At 36.3% G+C, this 16,719-nt stretch carries 19 protein-coding genes, 1 tRNA gene and 1 pseudogene; 7 read left to right on the top strand and 14 right to left on the bottom strand.

Annotated elements, in window-relative coordinates:
• Positions 1 to 395: 395 nt before the first annotated feature.
• On the top strand, positions 396 to 1,715 hold the full coding sequence (locus COMX_RS10105) for a UDP-glucose dehydrogenase family protein (protein ID WP_034340988.1): 1,320 nt from the start codon (positions 396 to 398) through the stop codon (positions 1,713 to 1,715).
• On the opposite strand, the gene COMX_RS10800 is transcribed toward COMX_RS10105, so the two are convergent.
• Both COMX_RS10800 and COMX_RS10115 read right to left on the bottom strand, forming a co-directional pair.
• Positions 1,716 to 2,711, bottom strand: coding sequence for a methyltransferase domain-containing protein (locus tag COMX_RS10800; protein WP_051462119.1), 996 nt, complete (start codon positions 2,709 to 2,711; stop codon positions 1,716 to 1,718).
• 107 nt (positions 2,712 to 2,818) lie between these two features.
• Entirely contained in the window at positions 2,819 to 4,195 is a 1,377-nt protein-coding gene (locus COMX_RS10115) for an NAD-dependent succinate-semialdehyde dehydrogenase (protein WP_034340945.1), read from the bottom strand.
• Positions 4,196 to 4,485: 290 nt separating this feature from the next.
• Here COMX_RS10115 and COMX_RS10120 point away from each other — a divergent pair, with 290 nt between their 5' ends.
• From COMX_RS10120 to COMX_RS10130, 3 genes are all read left to right on the top strand, one after another.
• Positions 4,486 to 5,373: a ribokinase gene (locus COMX_RS10120; protein ID WP_034340948.1), complete on the top strand. Its 888-nt coding sequence runs from the start codon at positions 4,486 to 4,488 to the stop codon at positions 5,371 to 5,373.
• Positions 5,374 to 5,421: 48 nt separating this feature from the next.
• Positions 5,422 to 6,039: a trimeric intracellular cation channel family protein gene (locus COMX_RS10125; protein ID WP_034340951.1), complete on the top strand. Its 618-nt coding sequence runs from the start codon at positions 5,422 to 5,424 to the stop codon at positions 6,037 to 6,039.
• Positions 6,040 to 6,110: 71 nt separating this feature from the next.
• Positions 6,111 to 6,187, top strand: a tRNA-Arg gene (locus COMX_RS10130).
• Between the two features lie 418 nt (positions 6,188 to 6,605).
• Here COMX_RS10130 and COMX_RS11315 read toward each other — a convergent pair.
• Both COMX_RS11315 and COMX_RS11320 read right to left on the bottom strand, forming a co-directional pair.
• On the bottom strand, positions 6,606 to 6,797 hold the full coding sequence (locus COMX_RS11315) for a hypothetical protein (RefSeq protein ID WP_051462120.1): 192 nt from the start codon (positions 6,795 to 6,797) through the stop codon (positions 6,606 to 6,608).
• Positions 6,782 to 7,054, bottom strand: a complete 273-nt coding sequence (locus tag COMX_RS11320) for a hypothetical protein (protein ID WP_051462121.1) — start codon at positions 7,052 to 7,054, stop codon at positions 6,782 to 6,784. Before COMX_RS11320 ends, COMX_RS11315 begins: the two co-directional genes overlap by 16 nt.
• A 446-nt stretch (positions 7,055 to 7,500) precedes the next feature.
• Between COMX_RS11320 and COMX_RS10140 the strand changes: the two genes are divergently transcribed.
• Entirely contained in the window at positions 7,501 to 7,827 is a 327-nt protein-coding gene (locus COMX_RS10140) for an MAE_28990/MAE_18760 family HEPN-like nuclease (RefSeq protein ID WP_328512053.1), read from the top strand.
• Here the strand turns inward: COMX_RS10140 and COMX_RS10145 are convergent.
• Together COMX_RS10145 and COMX_RS10815 are read right to left on the bottom strand one after the other, a co-directional pair.
• The gene (locus tag COMX_RS10145) at positions 7,804 to 8,823 is read right to left on the bottom strand and encodes a DNA cytosine methyltransferase (protein ID WP_034340956.1); all 1,020 of its coding nucleotides are present in this window, start codon (positions 8,821 to 8,823) and stop codon (positions 7,804 to 7,806) included. The two genes, COMX_RS10140 and COMX_RS10145, sit on opposite strands and share 24 nt — an antisense overlap.
• A 602-nt stretch (positions 8,824 to 9,425) precedes the next feature.
• On the bottom strand, positions 9,426 to 10,832 hold the full coding sequence (locus COMX_RS10815) for a phosphatidylinositol-specific phospholipase C (protein ID WP_051462122.1): 1,407 nt from the start codon (positions 10,830 to 10,832) through the stop codon (positions 9,426 to 9,428).
• A gap of 174 nt (positions 10,833 to 11,006) precedes the next feature.
• Between COMX_RS10815 and COMX_RS11140 the strand changes: the two genes are divergently transcribed.
• Positions 11,007 to 11,168, top strand: coding sequence for a hypothetical protein (locus COMX_RS11140; protein WP_161631866.1), 162 nt, complete (start codon positions 11,007 to 11,009; stop codon positions 11,166 to 11,168).
• A 15-nt stretch (positions 11,169 to 11,183) separates the two neighbouring features.
• Here the strand turns inward: COMX_RS11140 and COMX_RS10970 are convergent.
• The 3 genes and pseudogenes from COMX_RS10970 to COMX_RS10165 form a co-directional block, all read right to left on the bottom strand.
• Positions 11,184 to 12,167: pseudogene (locus COMX_RS10970) on the bottom strand (phage portal protein).
• On the bottom strand, positions 12,164 to 12,430 hold the full coding sequence (gpW, locus tag COMX_RS10160) for a gpW family head-tail joining protein (RefSeq protein ID WP_034340958.1): 267 nt from the start codon (positions 12,428 to 12,430) through the stop codon (positions 12,164 to 12,166). The pseudogene COMX_RS10970 and the gene gpW overlap by 4 nt, the downstream one beginning before the upstream one ends.
• 3 nt (positions 12,431 to 12,433) lie before the next feature.
• Positions 12,434 to 13,108 (bottom strand): hypothetical protein, encoded by a 675-nt coding sequence (locus tag COMX_RS10165; RefSeq protein WP_034340961.1) that lies wholly within the window; start codon positions 13,106 to 13,108, stop codon positions 12,434 to 12,436.
• 45 nt (positions 13,109 to 13,153) lie between these two features.
• On the opposite strand from COMX_RS10165, the gene COMX_RS10170 reads away from it, so the two are divergent.
• Positions 13,154 to 13,591 (top strand): hypothetical protein, encoded by a 438-nt coding sequence (locus COMX_RS10170; RefSeq protein ID WP_034340963.1) that lies wholly within the window; start codon positions 13,154 to 13,156, stop codon positions 13,589 to 13,591.
• Positions 13,592 to 13,597: 6 nt separating this feature from the next.
• Here COMX_RS10170 and COMX_RS11325 read toward each other — a convergent pair whose 3' ends face one another.
• The 5 genes from COMX_RS11325 to COMX_RS11150 all read right to left on the bottom strand — a co-directional run.
• On the bottom strand, positions 13,598 to 13,735 hold the full coding sequence (locus COMX_RS11325; protein WP_235176873.1) for a hypothetical protein: 138 nt from the start codon (positions 13,733 to 13,735) through the stop codon (positions 13,598 to 13,600).
• Complete coding sequence (locus COMX_RS10175; protein ID WP_235176875.1) at positions 13,701 to 15,572, bottom strand: phage terminase large subunit family protein; 1,872 nt, start codon at positions 15,570 to 15,572, stop codon at positions 13,701 to 13,703. Before COMX_RS10175 ends, COMX_RS11325 begins: the two co-directional genes overlap by 35 nt.
• Positions 15,496 to 15,732: a hypothetical protein gene (locus COMX_RS11145; protein WP_161631867.1), complete on the bottom strand. Its 237-nt coding sequence runs from the start codon at positions 15,730 to 15,732 to the stop codon at positions 15,496 to 15,498. Before COMX_RS11145 ends, COMX_RS10175 begins: the two co-directional genes overlap by 77 nt.
• A 75-nt stretch (positions 15,733 to 15,807) precedes the next feature.
• Positions 15,808 to 16,062, bottom strand: a complete 255-nt coding sequence (locus COMX_RS10180) for a hypothetical protein (RefSeq protein WP_034340965.1) — start codon at positions 16,060 to 16,062, stop codon at positions 15,808 to 15,810.
• A gap of 397 nt (positions 16,063 to 16,459) precedes the next feature.
• On the bottom strand, positions 16,460 to 16,719 hold a 260-nt coding region (locus tag COMX_RS11150; RefSeq protein ID WP_034340968.1), incomplete at its 5' end, for a hypothetical protein.

The following is a 16,719-nucleotide window of genomic DNA, read 5'->3' on the forward strand; positions in this document are numbered from 1 at the left end:
TCCATAACAAAGGTTTACTCAATTGTCGTATCACACCACACAACCTTTATGATAATTATTCTTTTTACTAAATAGCACCAATGCGCTAACTGCTTTCATAGTTAACTTATGTCTTAAAAGACTTAACATGATAATTGTAAATCGCATATTACCTATTTTGTTAAGCTGTTACAAAATAAATATTATCGCAAGATTACAAAAAACAAAAATATTTCTTGGATTTATGAAATAATACTTGTCTTGTCGTACATTAGATATAAATAGCCGACTTGTATGATCTTTTTTCATTTAACCTACCATATTATTAATATTTTTCTTTACCGAACCTTAAATCACGATATATTTTATTTTATAAACCTTTAAACCATACTAGGAGAGTAATTGTGCGTATAGCAATGATTGGTGGAGGATATGTCGGTTTGGTCTCAGCAACATGTTTTGCTGAATTTGGATTAAACGTTAACGTTGTAGAAACTAACCCTGATCGCCTTAATGCTTTAAAAAAAGGTAAAATTCCGATATATGAACCTGGTTTGGATATCCTCGTCAATAACAATATTAAAGCAAATCGTTTAAAATTCTTTGATAAAATAGAAGAAGCAATTCCTGAATGTGAAGCGATTTTCATTGCTGTTGGAACCCCACCTCGTAATGGAGATGGTCACGCGGATATGACGTATGTTCATCAAGCCGCATTACAAATTGCTACGCACTTAAAGCAATATGCAGTTATTGTTACAAAATCAACTGTTCCTGTGGGGACGAGCCGCCGTATCGCACAAATTATCAGACAAAAAAATCCTGACCTTGAATTTGATGTAGCCTCAAATCCTGAATTTTTACGAGAAGGCGATGCAATTAAAGATTGTATGAATCCTGATCGTGTAATTATTGGCATTGAAAAAGATAAAGAAGACCAAGGTAAAAAAGCTCAAGATGTTATGATACGCCTTTACCAACCTTTATTTCAACGTGAGACACCTATTCTATTTACCAATTTAGAAAGTGCTGAACTTGCGAAATATGCCTCTAATTGTTTCCTTGCAATGAAACTCTCTTACGTCAACGAACTAGCAGATTTATGTGAGCAAGTTGGAGGAAATATCGAGGATATCACCAAAGGTATGGGACTTGACCCTCGTATTGGAAAATATTTTTTACAGCCAGGTCCTGGTTTTGGAGGCTCTTGTTTTCCAAAAGATACTCTTGCTTTGATTCGTATTGCCCAAGAAGCAGGCAGCCCTGTTCGTATGATTGAAATGGCCGCCCAGGCTAATGATGCTAGAAAAACCAGTATGAGTGGACGTATTATTCAACTCTGTGAAGGCAACGTTAACAATAAAACCATTGCTATTTTAGGGCTAACCTTTAAACCTGATACCGATGATATGCGCGAGTCCTCATCTTTACCTATTATTCATCGCTTAGTAGAGGAAGGCGCAATTATCAAAGCCTTTGATCCTATTGGTAATGACAAAGCAAAACCTTTACTACCTCGTTCTGTACAATATTGTAATAGTATCCAAGATGCAGCAACTGATGCTGATGCTTTGGTTATTTTAACCGAGTGGAATGAATTCCGTTCTTTATCAACTAACAATCTAAAAAGTTGGATGAAACAACCTCTAGTGATTGATTTGCGTAATATTTACAACCCTAGAGTTATGAAAGATCAAGGAATTCAATATCACTCCGTGGGTAGACCTCAAAAATAGCTAGCGCTTTAATCTCTTCATTATCGCGCGTAACGGAGCTGTTATGCGCCATGATGAAGATGCATACATTGAATTAAGTTCTTCTCTTAATTGAATATTTTCTTGTTTGAACAACTCAATAGTTTCTTGTGTTAACTTATCATAAGAAACTGTTGCTTTTTTAGTTTGTATGTATAAATCTTCCCAACTTGCAACACGCTTTTCCGTATCCATCTCTGGTGTCAAGTAAACTATAAATTCATAAGTATTAGGAGGATCAATATCATGCCATCCAGCACAAGCCATTTTAATCAAATTATTTTTTGATAAAATAATCATAAAGCGAGCTAATAAGTTTAAATGTAATACCCAACAATGAACATCTTCATAATGATTAGGGTTAAGCGTTCTTTCCCCCCATTCTAAAACTTCTGAAAACGGAAATTGACTGGGCAAATCTGAAGCATCAAAATCTTTGATATAACGACGATGCATATCTTGCACTAATTGATCATCGACTTTATTTAAAGCAAAATCTAATACTAAATGCGTCTCTGGGCAGTAAGATTTTTTCATCCATGCAGCAAGCAAATCAGAAAGCTTGCTCTCTTGTCTTTTCATATCGAAAGAATAACGACCATCTGGTAAGGCAAGACGTAACTGACCATTCGGAGTTAAAACATTACCGATTTGATTAATCCATCCTATCAAATTAGGTACATGCTCTCCTACATGAGAAGCTATCACATAATCAAATGAACCTTTTACACATTCTTTCAAAGGTTGATGATTATCCCAAACATAATCCACTTCTACTAAACGTTCAAAATTAAATTTTTTATCCCATGAAAATTGTTTTTTCAAATTTTCCGTTGACAAATGATCTGCATAAAAAATATTTCCATCCTGACGACGCAAGACTGGATCAACCAAAGCACCAATTTCTAAACAACGATCTTGGCCAAATGCAATCCCACAACGCAAAATTTGATGTCGTTTTTCAACAAAAGAGACCATAATTTTGAAAACCATCTATTTAATAAAAAAGAAGGATTGGTTTTATTACCAATCCTTCTTTAAAACTTACCGTCTGATATTTAATTACACAAGTATATAATTAAATATTAGCCTTTGTTTTCAATATAAATCAATTTACGATTTACAAATTCCATAATGCCTTCTTTTGAAAGCTCACGACCATAACCAGAGTGTTTTACGCCACCGAATGGAAGGTCTGGACTTGTCCATGTTGGACGGTTAATAAAGACCATCCCTGTATCAATTTGACTTGCAACTTTTTGTGCGCGTTCAATATTATTAGAGAATACAGTTCCGCCCAATCCAAACTCTGAATCATTCGCAAGAGCAATAGCTGCTTTTTCATCAGGAACTGTAAAGAACATAATAACAGGCCCGAAGAATTCTCTGTAAAATACAGGGTTTTCTTTGGTAATATTTGTTAAAATGGTTGCTTCCATAAATGCACCTGGCATATCTGGACGTTTACCACCAACAACAGCTTTCGCACCATGTTTAATAGCAGTTGCTGTTAATTCAGCAATTTCTTTTGCTGCTTCTTCAGAAGATAATGGTCCAAGTGTTGTGCTGCGATCCATTGGATCCCCAGCTTTTAAATTAGATAGACATTCTGTTAATTGTTTTAACAATTTATCTGCAACAGATTCAACAACAATGAAACGTTTTGCGGCAACACAACATTGTCCTGTGTTGTTCATACGTCCCCAGATACCCCATTTACAGGCTTTATCTAAATCTGCATCTTCCAGAACGATGAAAGCATCACTGCCACCCAATTCCATAGTAGATTTTTTCAAAGCTTTACCAGCTTCACCAGCAACAGAAGCACCTGCTTTTTCACTGCCTGTTACTGCTACACCACGAATACGACGATCGTGAATAATTGCAGCAATATGTTTTGAATCTACGAATAGATTTGTATATGCACCTTTTGGCGCACCTGCATCTAACATTAATTGTTCGAATGCTTCAGCACATTGAGGAACGATAGAAGCATGTTTTACCATCACAACGTTACCAGCCATAAGATTTGTAGCTGCTACACGTACTAATTGGTAATATGGAAAGTTCCAAGGCTCAACGCATAAAATGATCCCAATAGAATCATGTTCAACATATGCTTTTCTACCATCTTTTGGTTTTAATATTTCAGGAGCTAGGAATTCTTCTGCATTATCAGCATAATAATCAAAAATATCAGCTGTTAAATCGACTTCACCCTCAGCATCAGAAATTAATTTGCCCATTTCCAAAGTAACAAGGCTTGCAAATTTTGCTTTATTTTCACGCATAATGGTTGCAGCTTTTTTCATCACTGCACGACGTGTTGCAAAATCAGTTTTACGCCATTCTTTATAACAAGCATCTGCTTGATCAATTTTTGCAGTAACTTCTTGTTCTGTTAATGATGTAAAAGATTTGACTTCTTTGTTTGTGAAAGGATTAACCGTTTTATAAGCCATTCGGTACTATAACTCCATAAAAGTTGTTTAAAATGATCATACTTTGCTAAAACATAATTAATAGCACCAATATAATCCTGTTTATTAATATACGTTAAATTAAAGAAATTTCAAATAAATTCGTTATATTTATTTCAAACATAACATGATATTCCTTTATTTTAAGTAAAATTATTTTTACCTACTGGACAGATAAGTTCGAATATATTCATATAAAATTACTTATAATGCCTTTATTAAGCTAAAATTGAATTTTAATAATATTTTTATTTCTTGCAAAGGATTTTAACATGAATCACATTCTTGTTATCGGCAGCCTTAACGCTGATTTGGAAACTGATGTTGATCGTTTCCCTCAACCAGGAGAAACCTTATTAGGAGGCCCTTTGCATGTTAGCTGCGGTGGGAAGGGAAATAATCAAGCTGTTGCTGCTGCGAAACTGGGGGCAAAAGTCACTATGCTAGGGGCGTTGGGACAAGATAATTTTGGTGATATGCTTTTTAAGAACCTTCAGGCACATCATATTAATACGGATCATGTTTTAATTCGAAAAAACAAACCTTCTGCTACAGCCTTGATTACACGTTCTCAAAATGAAAATCATATTATTGTAACGGATGGAGCTAATAACACAATTACGCCTCAAGATATTATTCATGCTACCTCACTCATTGAAAAAAACGATATTATTTTACTGCAACAAGAAATTCCACTTGATGCACAGATTAAAGCCATTGAAATTGCACATAATCTTAATAAAATTATCGTACTTAACCCTGCACCTATGCGCCCTTTACCAAAAGAAGTTACTGACAAAATAAGTTATCTTTTGCCTAACGAGCATGAAATTATTGCGCTTGGCAATGATAAATTTAATACTCCAGAAGATATTATCATGAACTCCTCCCCCCCTATTATTATGACATGGGGCAGCAAAGGCGTTCTATTTAAAAACAAAAATCAACAATTAGAGCATTTACCTGCTTATTCAGTCAAAGTAGTTGACAGCACAGGTGCAGGAGATACTTTTTGTGGCGCTTTTTGTTGTTTTTTACATCTTGGTGTCGAAGGGGCAATAAAAAAAGCACTGCAAGCTTCTGCTTTATCTGTCACCCGCTCTGGGGCTCAAGGGGGAATGCCTACGTTACAAGAACTTGAAAGTTCTGATCTGTTTTAGACAAACAAGCATTCTAGTTTGCACTTTTAATAAAGTTTTAAAACCAATATGAATTATGACTTTTTCCACTATGTCGATTTAATAGGAACCTTTGCTTTTGCCATCAGTGGTGCATTAGCTGCTATTAATCGTAATCTTGACATTTTTGGTGTCTTTGTCATTTCCTTTCTTACCGCCTGTGGTGGAGGGGTTATTCGTGATATTTGTATTGGTTCTTTTCCTCCTGTAGGTTTGGTTAATATAGAATATTTAGTGATCGTTATTTTATCAATTTTTTTATGTGCTTTTTTTCAAAGATTGTTACTGAGGCTTAATCATCCAACCTTATTTTTCGATGCTATCGGCCTTGGATTTTTTGCCTCATTTGGAGCTCATAAAGCCTATTTCTTTACTGGAAGTAGCGAGCTTGCCATTTTACTAGGGGTTGTTACTGCTGTTGGTGGGGGAGTACTAAGAGACACTTTAACCACAACTATTCCCTCTGTATTAACCAAAGAAATTTATGCTTCTGCTGCTATTAGTGGCGCGATTATTCAGCTACTTGGAGAGAAAAATATTATCAGCCCTGCACTTGCTCCTTGGCTTGCTATTTTAATCTGCAGCTCTATTCGTTTATTATCCTTAAGATTTAAATGGAATTTACCTTCGATTAAACAAGTTCAATAAACCGCTTGCATGATCCTTATATTTTTTCTAAAAGGAAATATTACCGTCTTAAACGGTTTTAACAGTATAATGGACCCGTAGCTCAGCTGGATAGAGCGTCGCCCTCCGAAGGCGAAGGTCGTGAGTTCGAATCTCGTCGGGTCCGCCATTAAAAATCGCAGTATTCTCTTATATCCTATACAATCGAAACGTTGATAATAAGAGGTAGAAAGTTGATAAAAATTAATAAATTTACACCAACTTTTACACCAAAATTAATGTATCGAATCACCTATTTTAACCTTAAGGCGATAAGAACGTTCTAACGAAGCTAAAAATAACTAATAATCAATTCATGACTTTGTTTTTTTTATTGCAAGAATATTTAATCTAAACGATTTCAAAATAAAATTCATAGAAAAATTCTCTTATCTCTGGCACATTATTTATAAACAAGATAAAGAAAAAGCAGATCTTGGCTAGCCACTATAAATAAATATAAAATTTGTATTGATTGGTTTTAAGCATCAATCGCCTGCTGGAAACGGTCTTTATTTGCTACTGGATCAGCTTTATCAAGAGTTGTATTAATATTTCTTATGAAACTGGGTCATTCCAGTAGCATCACTAGCCAATGGTAAGGCTTCACTAACACGTAAATAAAACACACGACACATAGCCGCAGCAAAGAAAATATTGCCCGTTATTACCTCTGGTTTGGGTATACCATTATTATCTGTATTGAAAGCTCCTGCAATATTCTTTAATAACGCAGCCAAGTGACTGCGCTGGGAGTGCTTAAGAAATTCTTCCATACATCATTATAAGTCGTCAACTCCATCTGCATCACACCCACAGCTGGGCCATTACCAAGTTGCTTTGAATAAGTATACCCACTTGCATACCCTTCGGGCAAAAAAGTGCTAGTGACCTGGTTAATGGCGCGAGAACCACCAAGCCCCAAATAATTCAAAGCTGGGGTTAAAATTTCATATTTTAGGTGTGGAATATAAATCCCATCTGTGATGTTAGACATGTTGATTTCCTAAGTTGATTTTTAATGAAAATTTTGAAGTGTTATTTTTCTCTGTAATTAGGTTTTTCGGTAAACCGTAAAAAACCTATTTTTGTAATGTTATAAAAACTAATTTTCCAGATGTAGGGAAAGATAATACCTTTTTCACGGATTGACGAAAATGATAGGAAAGCCCTACTTAACTAGCATTTTCTTTTGTGCATTACATTTTGGGCATAAAAAACCATTTCAACGGATGAAAAATAATTTATTTCTACCTTTATACGTAACCATAGTTTTTGAAAAAACTAACTAGTGCTATTTATATATAGTAGTAGAATTGCCAAATAATTTAAATTTGATTAGCATAAAGTTTATAGATTTTTTATTGGGGATCATTATGCCACAATCAAGCAATGAAAATATAAGTAATATTCTGGCTCAAAAAGAATGCTTTTTTTCCAATCATAACCAAAGGGTATGATAAAAAAAAACTATTTAATGGTAATATAGATTGCAAGTTAATAGACGATATGGCTCAAAAAAAATTAGGTATTGAAATTAAACCATACAAAAATAAATCATACGAGCGCAAACATATTCTTCAAATGAAAAATATACGAAATGATCTTGCTCATGGCAACCAAGCTTTCAACGAAGCGAGCTCAGGATTGGCATTGAATGAGTTACAAGAACTCCTTGTATCCACCACTCAATTACTTAACAGCTTGTTTTCAAGTATTGATTCTTACCTTCAAAATGAATATTATTTAGAGAATGTTCCTAAAAGATAATCCTATAACCTCTCCTAAACGTACAGGCACTGCATTACCAATCATTCTCCCAACTTTTCTAAAATTTACTGCTTTGGATAATTCTGTAAATTTATAACAATCTGGGAATGTTTGAAATAAAGCTGCTTCTCTAAGACTAATAGCTCTATCTTGATCAGGGTGTCCAAATCGACCATTTCCAAACCCATAACATAAAGTTGTCATTGTTGGAGCTGGCTTGTCCCATTCCATTCGTCCATAAACAGAAGTATAAGTTTTACCAGATTTTTTTTTATGGCATTCTGCACGCAGACTAACAGGCCAGTCCATCCACGTTCCCCCTGGTTTTGAATACATGATGCGTTGTAGATTTTTTTCATCTAGTTTCGAAGATTTATGAAGTGAATCCTTTAAAGAAGTTTGACCAGCAAGTAACGGTTCTAGTTTTGATATTGTGTTACGAACAGTCACAGGTTTACCATGAGTAGGCGGAATTAACTCCACCTTTCCAATCTTAGAGGCAAGTAACACGTGACGACTACGTGTCTGCGGAATACCATAATTTAAACAAGACACTTCCTCTGCTGAAATCATATAACCAAGATTTTCTAATTGAGCTATAAAATCTTGATAAACTTTATGTTTTACAATATTAGGAACATTTTCCATTGTTACCAATTCAGGTTCGATCTCTTTAATTAATCTTGAAAAATGATAAAGTAATGGCCATTTTTGGTCAGTAGTAGTGTCTTTCCCCAAATTATAAGTAGAAAACGGTTGGCAAGGTGCACAACCCGCTAAAAGCCTAATACTACCTTTTGAATACCAAGACGCGATTTCTGTAGCTATTACTCCTGCTACATCTTTATTTATGAACGGAACCCGATTATTAAACTCATAAGCAAAACGACACTCATCAGCTATATCATAACCTGCCTTTACATTGATACCAGACCTAATTAAACCAGCTGTGAGCCCCCCAGCTCCACAAAATAGATCTACAGCTTCGATTTTCATTAATAAATTTTAACCTATTATAATTTTTATTATTCAAAACTAAAGAGCTATTGTTAAAAGGTATGACCTTTTGAATCCTACAACATAAGAATAATTATATACACTCAAAAAATAAGAAAAAAATTGATAAATTATGCTTGGTTTTTTATAATTGAACACAATTCTTTCCTAAAAAATTCTATCAATACTACAAAATAAAGTCAACTTTCTTAAGCCATCTTTTTTGTATAAACTAAATTTACTGCCATATATTTTACATGAAAATTATTCTGATTATAATTCATATATAAAAAATATCTATTATTACCCCCCCCCCCCCCCCCGCCATGTTCTAAGCAATACACAAATTGCACGGATAACGAACGACATCGGGATACTAATTGCCACAACTGATATTACCCAAGGATCATGAAACTTTATACATTCCACATTACTTTTCTACCTCTGGAAAAATTAATTTTCTTGACGACAACACATTTAATACCTTTATCGGCGCGCACCTAGGAACCTCTAAAAACCTTACAAACCAACACCACCCATGACTGGTTCGCATAATTCTGAAGTAGAAAGCCACCCGTCATGGGTGGCTTCTTGCAAATTATTTATTTAAAATTTCTGTTAATAATTTGATCAACCGTTGAATCCAAACTAGGATTTTCTGGAAAATCTATAATAATTGTTCCTAAAAATGCTTGCAAATTATTATCCATGTAAGAAGAAAGCTTCGGATTAATTCGCTCTGCAATCCCTTGAGGGGTATCTCCAGAGAAAACATTACCAGCGTTCAAGCTAATTGCAGCACTCGTATAATTAATAAACCACTGGCGTTGGTTCATATTTTTATTTTTTGACTGACTCAAGAGTCTATCTATAGCGGACCATTTATTATTTACATTTGAAAAATCATATTCATCCTGAATTTCTACAGTTCCATTGCCAACATCAACAGAAAAAGTCGCATTATCTTCATAAGGAGTATTAACACCACATACTATTCTATTATCATCAATATCAAAGCGACGTATCACAACAATTTTTTCACGCACATCTTTTAATCGAGGAATAGTATTTTCTAAATAAAATAAATTTGGGTTACTCTTTTGATATTCTGCAATATAATACTTAAATGTATCATAAAAAGTCCGTCCTGATGTATTACCCTCTTCAGTATGCTCTTTTTTGACTTGCATCAAAATCGTTTCTGTTGGGTTATTTTTTAGAAATTTTATACAGTCATTTAATACATTATCAAAATTTAAATTCAGATATACTATCCCATGATGGATAGTAAAACGGTCTGCAATATGACGACACCGTATATCTAAATAACGTATGCCTGCATGTAATTGACTTAAAATATCTAAAGATTGAGTTTTTACAAAACCAAAAGCTTCTGCATCTCCTGCAGTATAAGTGCATGTATCGTGCGTTCCTGGAATATTTAATTGATCTATATATTTATCATCAGCAATATCCTTCATCCATATTCTATTAATAGATATTTCTGTAACAAACACAGTACTGACATCATTACCACCACGCTGACATGTAAGCTGCACAGATTTATCTGCACTTAACATTTTTACTTGATTATCACCAATACGCTCACAATTTTTGCCACCGAACCACCAATTATTAGAAGAACCAGACTTACCTTGAGCCAAAACAACATCACTAAATTGGTAATTTTTAGTTTCCTTACTACTTTGAATAGTCAGCTCAAGTGTTCCAATAAAGGCAAAATTTAAACTGCCTGCAGCATGACCAAAAGTTGTATTTTTGGCAGTGTCTACTTGACTATTGAACCAACTTGCAACAGCGCCAGACCCTTTTCGTCCAACTCTAAAGCGAAATCTACCATCACTTCCACAGGTAAGAACCGATCCTTTTTGAACATCACTTGGTTGCCCACCAGTGACACTACTACCTGTTACTATGTATTTACCACTGACAATGTTATAACCAGAAGGAAGATTGAAATACACATCATTATCTCTAATTGTAGCCATAATATTAATCTCTTTTTTATTGAATAAAAACTATTTTTTATAATTATAAATTATATTAAATTTGTTGTTTTAAATATTTAACAACATTTATATTATATCAGTACTTTAATGTAACAACAAATTTATTGAAATTACTTTCTTATTAATAGTTTTATTAATACTATCAAAGCGCGAATGACGAGAAGCTGGAATACATATAGCCATGGCTGGTATTACCCACGTGTCATGCAGCCTGATCCATTCCACATTACCTTCCCACCACCAACGCAGGATTTCAAAGAGATTCTTAATTTTTCTCTATCCCCCTCAATATTCTGGAAAGCACGTAGAGATTGATTGCCGAAAAACACCCTATGTAATCAGACTAAAATGCCATTGCCCATAAACTGAAATATTCAATGTTCCCCAAATAAGCAAAGAGGAAACAAGGAACGCATTTAAAACCGCTGCGTCCATTTCTGTTTGATCATATTTAGTAATCATTTTCAGGCGTTGAATAATCGGGGTTAAAATCCCAGCCCCACCTCGATGTTCGTCTGCACGTTGTGTTTCAAAATAATGAACAACCTTTGGCCTGCCCCAATCAGTTTCTTTTTCAATATAGTTCCACGTCATCGTTTTATTCAGTGCATAATAATCCGAGATATGGGCCTCTCTGAAATAATATCCAATCGGTGCGCCATATTGATCAATTTGCACCCCACCCCGACAATACATAGAATCAATATTCTGATTGGGGTTGCATAAACGATCTGGATCAATTAATTGCACAGCGGTTGCATATAAAGCCTGTTTTTTAAGGCGTTCAGGCATGTAATTTAAAATCGCAATCACATCACCATCAATTAACAGATTACGAAACCCAACCCACATTATTTGAGAAAAACTTAACCTACGTTCTGTATCACTATATCGCCCATCATCATTTGCCCATGATCGCCAATGACTATCAACAATAGAGCTCCACTCTGCTGCTCACGAGGCATCAAAAGCAAAGCCTGTTTGCACGGATAATGCACGATAGTCAGGCTTGCTGATCGGACGAAACACAGCCCCAATCGCATTATCCAACGTGCGTGTGACCGCAGCCGATGCCCACCCATCATTACGCACCAAATCCCGCACACGGCTGACGATACGGTCACGCCAAGGATTTAATTCAACATCAGGCGAGGTTAATAAAGGGTTCCAATTCCCCGTATGAATTCCCGTGTTGTCGGCGGCATCATAAGGGATATGCCCCCATCCCCCATTTAACGCCGTTGGTTTATTAACAATGGGTGATTTGCTGAGTGGTTGCCCGTATTGATCCAGTAATTGCGGTATCTTGCTCATCTAAATCTGATCCTCATGGCACGCCTACGATTAATTCCCAAAGTCCGTTGCAACTCCAAGATATATCCCTGTAATTGCTGAAGATTTGCTTGGGTATATGTCACTGACTTTGCCCCAGTTTCTTGGGAATAAGAAACAGAGATTGGTTTATTACCAATTAATAAATCATTATAAGCTTGTTGTGCTTGATCAAGATAAATACGCAATGTTTCTTTGGAAAGATTAGACCACATTGTTTTAGGAGGCATATAATAAGTCAACATGAACTATTTTCCTTTGGTAAGTATCCGATCGATCGCTTGGCTTAAATAATGATTGGTATTTTTATTTAAAAATTGTTCCACTTTTTGATGAAAGCCCATTTTAGGTTTATAGCTGGTTTTATTAACAAAACTTACCAACCGTGTTAAACTTCGTTGTTGACGGTTATATAAAAAGAACCCACCAGACTTGCCATTCTTTCCTTGGATTTTCAGGATAGATTGGGCTTTGCCTTTGCGTCCTGCTGATTTAGCACGCTGTAAATCCTGCATGGCTTTTTGTGCAAGACTTTTGACATATCCTTTGGGCAATGCACCCGATGCGTTCTTTTTGGCATTCGGTGCAGCAACCACTAAAGCTTTTGCACTGGGGTTTACACTATTATCCGCAGGCGTTCGTGTGCCACCATATTCTTCAAATTGAAGATATTTGGCTTGTTGGTCTTTGATAAAGATCGTTGCTGTTTGATAGCTTTTCGTTGCTGGCGTAAAAGAAACAGCATTCCGAGTAAACGCATTAGTGTTTTGAAAGATATTCGGCAACTCTTGCTTAACATGATCTCGAGCAGCCTTCGCCGCCTCATTCAGCCCTTGCGCCAAAGCATAAGGTATGTCTTTGGACGCAATACGTTGGAGTTCCAACGATGCTTGTTTTGTGTTGAGATGGAGAGTAGTTTTCATGATAAAACTGAAATGAATTTAACAAGTAAAATAAGGAATTCTATTATGAACTTAATAAAAATTAGAAAAATATTTTTTCAAGAAATAAGTTATTTAATAATGATAACTGCATTATATTATGGTGCATTAAGAATACATGAAGCCAATAAAGATTTAATATGGCATAAACTGGATACACTCGCTTTGGTAGCAATTTTTATACTTCCTATCCCTTACATGGTTTATTTCTTAAAATTTGTTTATTTTCTTACTAAATTAGAAAATCTTACTAAAATCTTTAAACTTATTAAAAAATGGATATCAAAGATAAAAACACTGACACAACAAGCATTAGAAAAAACAAAACAAGTAACATTATTAAAAACAATAATTGACCGCACATTTTTAATATTATCTTGTATAGCTGGATTTGCCTGTTTAATACAAATATACATATCTTTGATACTATTATTTACCAATATAGCTAAACTATTACCTCACTAACCTCTCTTATAAAAACCCCTTAACAAACTCTTTCCTAGCCTTCACAGGATCTTTCTTTTCTGGTTGAACATATTGTTCTTTGGGTAATCCTGAGACTTCAACAGTTTGTTCAACCATTTTCATGGGTTCTTGATTTTGTTCCATACGATCTGCCATGACGTTCAGTTTTAATCCTTGTTGCATTAACCCACACAATGCTGCGTAGGAGTAAACCGCCAAATCCAAAGCCTCGTTCGCGCGCCCTGGGGGTTTGTTCCCAGACGCGCACGTCTTTACCACCAATGCGTTTTCTGACTGAGCGTTCAGAAACCAGTTGCGCAAAAAAATTAATATCTCGATCTTGAGGGTAATGCATATAGCCTGGACAGGCTGTATCAGGTGGAGGTTGTTCTATCTTTAGCCTGCTGCGAATAATATCTTTGGCTGCATTGACCCCAATAATATAAGGTCTGAACCCTTTGGATTTACGCGTTGGACGTTTAGATGGCCAGACTGGAGAGCGTTGCCCACCTTGTTCAGAACCGCCTTTAATTGCCCAAATCCTGCGTCCAAGTCTTGCTTTGCAAAACTCGTAAACACGCTGTGTATGATGTCCCCCTGAATCAATACAGACCGCAGCAATCGAAAAAGCATGACCATCAGCACGGTACCATTGACGCTTTAAGATCGTATCGACCTCTTGCCACAACGCAGGACTGTCTGGGTCTCCATCAATCACTACATGTGCAATCGACCAGCGTTCTTCATTGCGTCCCCATCCCACGATTTCCAACTCTACACGATCGTCTTGTGTATCCCCAGCTGCTGTTAATAACACCACGCCATCAGGCACTTCACCCGCCCAGACCTCGGCACGTCTTGCAAGCGTTAATTCAGATAATGCCCCTTCGCCTCGATCTTCAAAAGTTTCTCCAAGGGTTGTATTGACGAAAGTCTGTAATTCAATTGGGTCAGATTTAACCCGCAAAAACTCTGCAACCAACAATGACCATCTGGCATTTGGCATCAAAGAATAAAGCGAGTTAATATGAAAGGAAGCATGACCTTTAAATGGAGCAGAAGCTCGCCATTCACCACCTTTGATTAAATCAGGTTTATCTTGTTCTTCAATAATGCAACCATTATGCTTGCACACATAATGTGCTGTTTCTGGTAAAGCATTGCCTTGCTCATCTTTATCCCACTTAACCCCATGTGCTACATCTTTACCGCCCCATTCTAATATCTGGAACTCTCCACATTGAGGACATGGCACATAAAACTTACGCTGATCGCCTTCTTGATAGAGTTTTTCAATACGGGATAAGCCTTTGATCGTTGGTGTTGATCCAGCCACAATCTTACGGTTCCAGAAAGTTTCTGAGCGTTTGGTACCAAGAGCAATTTGATCCCCTTCTGAACCTGCACCACCAACTGGATATCCATCGACCTCGTCGAACAAAACAATGCGCACTGTAATACGACGAAACCCACCAGGCGAATTCGCCCCTACTAACGCAATAGATGCCCCATTCTTCATGGTCTTTTTAAGTAACGTGTTTTCACCTGTTCGGGTTTTGGGATCTGGCGCAATTTCAGACAAGACCGCTGTATCTCGCAACATTGGCGCAATTTCAGATTTTGAATAATCCTCGGCATCTTCTACGCGAGGCTGAACAACCAAAATTGGACTGGGGTCTTGATGAAGGTAATACCCAACGACATGATCTATAATCTTCGTATAACCTACACGCGCAGATTTCATCACCGAGACTTTTTCTACTCTAGGATCTGTAATCGCATCCATCATTCCCACTTGATAAGCATAAGCTTCGAACCGTCCTGTTTGCGCACTGGTTTCTTTGGAAAGATACGCATATTGTGCCGCCCATTGGCTGAGACTTAAAACAGGTGGTGGTGAGAGGTTAAGTTTTTGTGCTTTGTTCAGAGCTTTCAGAAAGACAATGTTCCCTTTCTTGTAATTGTTGTTTCCATCGTTCATCCTCGGAGAGTTCTTCTAATATTCTAACCATCAATTGATGCATTTTGTCTTGAGTTTCTGTGACTGTTTTACAATTAAATATTTGCGGAGCCATCTCGGCAGGAATAGCCAAAAGGCGTGTTCTGATCGCACTGAGCTGTAAGGATAAGGCAGCAACCACATCTTCGATCAGAACAACCTTGCCTGATTTTAAATCATAATCCAGTTGTTTAAGACGTGCCTCGTAACTGGTTTTTTAAAGCTCTGCATCTTGAAGTGTTGGAAACACAGGCAAGGATGGATCAAAAGGGATTGTATCTGTTAGCAATAATCCAGTACTTTGAGGCGCATGTGATTTACTGGCCAGCCAAGAATTAAAAGAAGCAACTTCAATTTTCCCATTATTGTCAGAGACTATACGACCGACCTTAATATGTTTACGCAAAGCCGTTCGACTGATATTGGCTCGTCGTGAGGCTTCACTAATTGAAATATATTCGGAAGCGGTCATCGTTTAGATACTGGAACCTTTATGTGAAACTTTCAAACTATAGTGGAACCTAGATGGAACCTTTGCGATGGGGTTCCACCCTGTTACATATTGGAAACTCTAGGGCTGTAAGATTATAATAGGGTGGAACTGGAACCTCTAAAAAACCATTTAGCTAGGAATATATCGGGGTGCGAATTACCTGCATTGCAAAAAACACTAGGAAGGACCCAAAAATAATATACTTAGTTCAATTAACATCTATTATTAAAAATTTGGCTTAATGATACCTTCACAACATTGTATATATCCTTGAGCTGACATCTTATTAGCCTCTTACCTAATCTGCATATTGTGACTGAAACACATCAATTATTGATACTTTAGTGCCTATCCAAATAATAACATTATAAACCAATTATTTATGAGCAAAGCTATTCATAATATCCTGCATACTTTCACCGCCTGCTAAACGACCTTGCACCCAATGAACATTGTCAGGATTACTACCCCAGTCATATCCAAATATACGATTGGTATTCTCACGAATAATTTTATATGTCTCGTCTCCATATGCAAGACTATCTAAAACACCTTTCATACTCTCGCCATTCGCTAAGCGACTTTGCGCCCAACGGACATTGTTATCATTGCCCCAGTCATAGCCTAATATACGAT

Source organism: Commensalibacter papalotli (ex Servin-Garciduenas et al. 2014), from assembly GCF_000527695.1.
In the GTDB taxonomy this organism is placed as follows: domain Bacteria; phylum Pseudomonadota; class Alphaproteobacteria; order Acetobacterales; family Acetobacteraceae; genus Commensalibacter; species Commensalibacter papalotli.

Bases quoted from the DNA above. Each gene is read 5' to 3' on its own strand.
- COMX_RS10105 (WP_034340988.1), top strand. From the start codon at position 396: ATGATTGGTGGAGGATATGTCGGTTTGGTCTCAGCAACATGTTTTGCT.
- COMX_RS10800 (WP_051462119.1), bottom strand. From the start codon at position 2,711: ATGGTCTCTTTTGTTGAAAAACGACATCAAATTTTGCGTTGTGGGATT.
- COMX_RS10115 (WP_034340945.1), bottom strand. From the start codon at position 4,195: ATGGCTTATAAAACGGTTAATCCTTTCACAAACAAAGAAGTCAAATCT.
- COMX_RS10120 (WP_034340948.1), top strand. From the start codon at position 4,486: ATGAATCACATTCTTGTTATCGGCAGCCTTAACGCTGATTTGGAAACT.
- COMX_RS10125 (WP_034340951.1), top strand. From the start codon at position 5,422: ATGAATTATGACTTTTTCCACTATGTCGATTTAATAGGAACCTTTGCT.
- COMX_RS11320 (WP_051462121.1), bottom strand. From the start codon at position 7,054: ATGTCTAACATCACAGATGGGATTTATATTCCACACCTAAAATATGAA.
- COMX_RS10145 (WP_034340956.1), bottom strand. From the start codon at position 8,823: ATGAAAATCGAAGCTGTAGATCTATTTTGTGGAGCTGGGGGGCTCACA.
- COMX_RS10815 (WP_051462122.1), bottom strand. From the start codon at position 10,832: ATGGCTACAATTAGAGATAATGATGTGTATTTCAATCTTCCTTCTGGT.
- COMX_RS11140 (WP_161631866.1), top strand. From the start codon at position 11,007: ATGACGAGAAGCTGGAATACATATAGCCATGGCTGGTATTACCCACGT.
- gpW (WP_034340958.1), bottom strand. From the start codon at position 12,430: ATGTTGACTTATTATATGCCTCCTAAAACAATGTGGTCTAATCTTTCC.
- COMX_RS10165 (WP_034340961.1), bottom strand. From the start codon at position 13,108: ATGAAAACTACTCTCCATCTCAACACAAAACAAGCATCGTTGGAACTC.
- COMX_RS10170 (WP_034340963.1), top strand. From the start codon at position 13,154: ATGAACTTAATAAAAATTAGAAAAATATTTTTTCAAGAAATAAGTTAT.
- COMX_RS11325 (WP_235176873.1), bottom strand. From the start codon at position 13,735: ATGGAACAAAATCAAGAACCCATGAAAATGGTTGAACAAACTGTTGAA.
- COMX_RS10175 (WP_235176875.1), bottom strand. From the start codon at position 15,572: ATGAACGATGGAAACAACAATTACAAGAAAGGGAACATTGTCTTTCTG.
- COMX_RS10180 (WP_034340965.1), bottom strand. From the start codon at position 16,062: ATGACCGCTTCCGAATATATTTCAATTAGTGAAGCCTCACGACGAGCC.